This is a genomic window from Mucilaginibacter sp., from assembly GCF_039207105.1.
Taxonomy (GTDB): domain Bacteria; phylum Bacteroidota; class Bacteroidia; order Sphingobacteriales; family Sphingobacteriaceae; genus Mucilaginibacter.
On the sequence record NZ_JBCECK010000250.1, the window covers coordinates 1 to 4,899 of the forward strand.

Annotated in this window: 4 protein-coding genes; 3 read left to right on the forward strand and 1 reads right to left on the reverse strand. The window is 43.9% G+C overall.

Going from position 1 to position 4,899, the window contains the following annotated elements; genetic code table 11:
* The 3 genes from AAGC65_RS24900 to AAGC65_RS24910 form a co-directional block, all read left to right on the forward strand.
* Window positions 1-486 (forward strand): RNA polymerase sigma-70 factor (locus AAGC65_RS24900; protein ID WP_343115172.1); only part of this gene is annotated, 486 nt, incomplete at its 5' end.
* Between the two features lie 25 nt (window positions 487-511).
* The gene (locus AAGC65_RS24905) at window positions 512-1,468 is read left to right on the forward strand and encodes a FecR domain-containing protein (protein ID WP_343115173.1); all 957 of its coding nucleotides are present in this window, start codon (window positions 512-514) and stop codon (window positions 1,466-1,468) included.
* A gap of 7 nt (window positions 1,469-1,475) precedes the next feature.
* A complete protein-coding gene (locus tag AAGC65_RS24910) occupies window positions 1,476-3,173 on the forward strand; it encodes a hypothetical protein (RefSeq protein ID WP_343115174.1) in 1,698 nt (565 codons plus the stop codon).
* 176 nt (window positions 3,174-3,349) lie between these two features.
* Here the strand turns inward: AAGC65_RS24910 and AAGC65_RS24915 are convergent, their stop codons facing one another.
* The gene (locus AAGC65_RS24915) at window positions 3,350-4,888 is read right to left on the reverse strand and encodes a Do family serine endopeptidase (protein WP_343115175.1); all 1,539 of its coding nucleotides are present in this window, start codon (window positions 4,886-4,888) and stop codon (window positions 3,350-3,352) included.
* Between the last annotated feature and the right edge of the window lie 11 nt (window positions 4,889-4,899).

Genomic DNA, 4,899 nt, shown 5'->3' on the forward strand with positions numbered 1-4,899 from the left:
CTGCATGCCTATGCATATACTTTCTTGAAAGATGATGAACTGGCCGAAGAAATTGTACAAAACGTATTTTGCCGAATATGGGAAAAACGCCATCAGCTAAAAACCGATGGCTCATTAAAGGCCTACTTATACCGGGCTGTGCACAATGAAAGCCTTAACTACTTAAAACATCAAAAAGTAAAGGCCTCATTTGGGGTATATTATGCCGGGCAGCTACAACAGGATGAGGAAGAAAATACCTCTGGAAAACTAATGACTGCCGAACTGCAGCAACGCATTGATTCCGCGATGAGCGAACTGCCCCAGCAATGCCGCATCATTTTTCAGCTGAGCCGTTTTGAACAACTTAAATATCAGCAGATTGCCGATCACATGGGTCTTTCTGTTAAAACAGTGGAAAATCAAATGGGTAAGGCGCTACGCATGATGCGCCAGAAACTGGCGGAATTTTTGCCAATTATTTTAATTATATTAATGCAGTGGTAGTATGATGGGTAGTGCCAATACAAATATGGATGACGACTTATTGGTAAAGTATATTGCCGGCGAAGCTTCACGCGCCGAGCGTTTATTTGTGGACGATTGGATTGCTGCCAGCGAAGCTAACCGTGCGCTTTATGAACAATTTAAACTTATTTGGGACCAAAGCCCCCAAACCGTACGAAATATTAATAAAGAAGATGCCTATATACGTTTGCAAAACCGGCTTAACAATCCCGCATCTTTACGGCAGCAATCATTGGTAAAAACGACCCCTACCTCCTACTGGATTGGTTTGGCGGCATCCGTAATTTTAATTAGTACCGTTCTTTGGCTAACCTTTAATCACTTTTACGACAATGGTTCGGTCTCGTTTATCAAAATTAACAGTAATGCTAAAGTTCGTGCTCAAACGCTGCCAGATGGCTCTGAAATTACGCTCAATGCACATTCTACAATCGTATACCCCAAAAGATTCACCAATAACTTTCGTCCGGTGAGTTTGCAGGGCGAAGCTTTTTTTAAGGTTGCACCCGATAAAACAAAACCATTTATAATTAAGGTGAATGATGTAACGGTTACGGTGGTTGGTACGTCATTCAATATTAAGAGCCGAAATGGCAAAACCGAAGTAATTGTGGAAACCGGTATTGTAAAGGTGAACGAGCATAAAAACAGTGTTGAGCTGAGTCCAGGCGAAAAAGCGACCGTTATGAAAGGCGCTTTATCCAAAGAACAAAACAAGGGCAAGCTTTATAATTACTATTTAACCCGTCAGTTGGTGTGCGATAAAACACCTTTAGCTGAGGTGGTGCAAACGCTTAATGAGCTATATGGAGCGCACGTTGTTATAGCCAATAAATCGCTGGAGAGCCTGCCTATCACCACAACCTTTCAGGGCCAGTCACTTGATGAAATAGTGAGTGTTATTGGTGATACTTTTAAGATCAGAGTTGAGCGCAAAAACCAGCAGATCATATTTAAATAACATCTACATGGGCTGTTTACGCAGATATCTTATTGTCGCCTTGGTCATATTTACATTCCCGGCAATAAGCTACGCCAACCCTCCCGAATCAATCCTCGCCAAAAACATATCTATCCATGTAAGCAATATGCGCATGGGCGTAGTGCTGAAAACTATAGAGGAGCGAGGAAACTTCACATTCTCTTACAACAGCAATATTGTTAAAACCGATAGTCTGGTAACTATCAATGCTGATAATTGGACCATTAAGGAAGTGCTTGACCATATGCTCCTTAATCGTTTTGAATATAAAGAAACCCGCAACTTTGTTATCCTACGCTACGCGCCTTTGCAGTTATCATTAACTACCGACAAGGCAGCAGCCGAAGGCGATGAGTACCATGTAAGCGGTTTTATAACTGACGAACAAAGCGGCAAAAAGCTGGAAAACGCCAGTGTTTATGATCGTGTACTGCTACAATCAGCCCTTACCGATAAAGATGGACACTTTGAACTCCTTCTTAAAAATAACGGACAACCCGTTATGCTAACCGTGAGCAAAGAATTTTATAAAGACACCACCATCACTTTTTTAGCCGGTGTAACCGTTAATCCCGACAGTAACAAACCCAAAAGCCTGATCGGGTACATCATCAGTGGTGATAATGATGGTATTGAAAGCACCTCATTAGGGCGGCTTTTTATTTCCACCAAACAACAGATACAAGCAGCAAACCTGCATGGTCTTATTGCTCAGGCTCCCTTTCAGGCATCGGCCATACCGGGTGTAAGTACTCACGCCGAATTTAGCGGGCAAGTAGTAAACAAGGTATCGTTAAACGCTGTGGGCGGTTACAATGCCGGGGTTGACGGCTTCGAGCTTGGCCTCATTTTCAACCTCGACAAAGGTGATGTAGGCGACGTACAAATTGCAGGTATATTCAATGTAGTAGGCGGTAATGTTAAAGGCATTCAGGTTGGAGGCCTGTACAACAATGTGCTGGGTAGCGTTCGGGGCGTTCAGCTCTCCTTATTGCATAACAGCGTAAAACATAACCTTAGGGGTATGCAGGCATCTGTCTTATATAACCATACCCGGGGTAACGTGGCTGGTATGCAGGCAGCAATTTTAGGCAACATAGCCGGACAAAAAACAAGCGGAGTGCAGGCAGGGCTTTTTAACTATGCCCGTAACCTGCGGGGTGTACAGCTTGGCCTCATCAATGTTGCCGATACTTCATCAGGCTATAGCATCGGCCTGATCAATATTGTAAATCATGGCTATCATAAACTGGCCCTATCAAGCAACGAAACGCTGAATGCTAACCTGGGCCTTAAAACAGGCAGCCGGCAATTATATACCATCTGGCAGGGCGGCCTACGGTTTGATAATAACAGTAAATTATATGCTTTTGGCTTCGGTTTTGGCCGCGAGCTTGGATTGGGCAAAAGCCTTGCCCTTAACCCGGAGCTTACTCAAAACTACGTTTACCAGGGCAATTGGGCACGCACCAATTTATTAAGCCGGTTTGATCTTTCATTAACTTACAAAATCACCAAAGCATTCTCCATAAACGCCGGACCAGCGCTGAACCTTTTTTATTCAGACCAGCGTAACCCTGTTAATGGTTATGCCTGGGTGCGCGATCTGCACCATAGTTTCATCAGCAACAGCCGCAATTGGACTGGTTGGATAGGCTGGGCTGTTGGGGTTAGTTTCTTTTGATGTTTAAATTATTTTATAACCCTTCCCATTTGTCCTGAGCGATAGTGAAGGATCTGATCGTGCACTATTCATATTGTAGAATAGATGCTTCACTCCGTTCAGCATGACAAAACTTTTTTAACAAAAAACCCCGGTCTTTCGACCAGGGCTTCACTATTAAATCGCTTTAGTTATTCTTATTGTACCTGGAACATATTGTTAAAATTGGTTCCGTCTGGATAGTTACCTGAAATTACCAGGTTGCCATTACGTAGATTGGTAATAGCTTTATCAATATCGGCCACACTATTAATGGGCTGTTTATTGATACTGGTGATCACTGATCCTACGGGTATCTCAAAGTTATCAAACACGCGGCCCGGGCGTACCTGGGTAACTTTAACACCAGAGTTAACATGGAATTTTGCTTTTTCAGCAGCTGTTAACGGTTGGAAACTTGCTCCCAATTTGTTAAACAATTCCTCGGCCGATTTAGATACCGCAGCTGTACGGTTTGTTGGGGTAGCATCAGCTTTAAGTGTTACCGCGAAGTTTTTCTCCTTACCATCACGAAGCACGGTTATATTAACCTTATCGCCTGGTTGTAAACGGCCAACATGCTCCTGCAAATCTGATGATTCATAAACCTGAGTGCCTTCAACCTTGTCAATAATATCACCCTTTTTAATACCGGCCTGTTCTGCACCACCACCAGGCACTACATCATTCACGTATAAACCATTGGTATTGCTTACGCCTAATTGCTGGGCAACTTCGGGATTAAGCTCGGTAAAGCTCACACCTACAAAGCCACGTTTTACAGAACCGTATTTTTTAATATCGTTCAGTACTTTTTTGGCCAGGTTAATGGGTATAGCAAAACCATATCCTTCATATGAACCTGTGTGCGATGCAATGGCAGCGTTAATACCAACTAATTCGCCTTTGGTGTTTACCAAGGCACCACCACTGTTACCCGGGTTAATGGCTGCATCTGTCTGGATAAATGACTCAATAGCTTTATTAAGCCTTGGACCACCCTGCTGGTTGCGGGTACGACCGAACGGGTTCTCATCCTCATTATCCTGGCTGCCAATGATGCCTATATTACGGCCCTTGGCACTAATAATACCCGCAGTTACGGTTGAGGTTAAGTTAAAGGGGTTACCTACAGCAAGCACCCACTCCCCTACACGGGTTTCGTCAGAGTTTCCCAATTTTACAATTGGCAGGTCTGTTGCACTAATTTTGATTAGTGCCAAATCCGTGCTTGGGTCAGTACCTATCACTTTGGCTTCAAACCTACGGTGATCATTGGTAGCTACGGTAATTTTATCAGCCTTTTCAACCACGTGGTTATTGGTTACAATATAACCATCGGGCGAAATAATAACCCCCGAGCCGGACGCTTGCTGAGGGCCGCGCTGCGGCATACGCTGACCAAACATATCGCCGAACATTTGCTCCAGCTGGTTTTGCCCGCTGCCACCCGTTTGGCTGCTGTACGTTGTACGGATGTATACTACTGCGGGGGTTGCCGCGGCTGCAGCTTCTGTAAAGTCCAGAGCCCCGGTTGATGAAACTATCGGTGCCGATTTATTGCTGGTAAAGTATACTTTTTGCTTTTCTTCAAAGCTCATGTTATCGGCATATTTATTCTCGATCATCTTATATGCCCCTAAAGCCAGCGCACCTCCTACAAAAGCGGTTAATAGTGTTAAACCTATCTTTTTCATTTATATTTGCC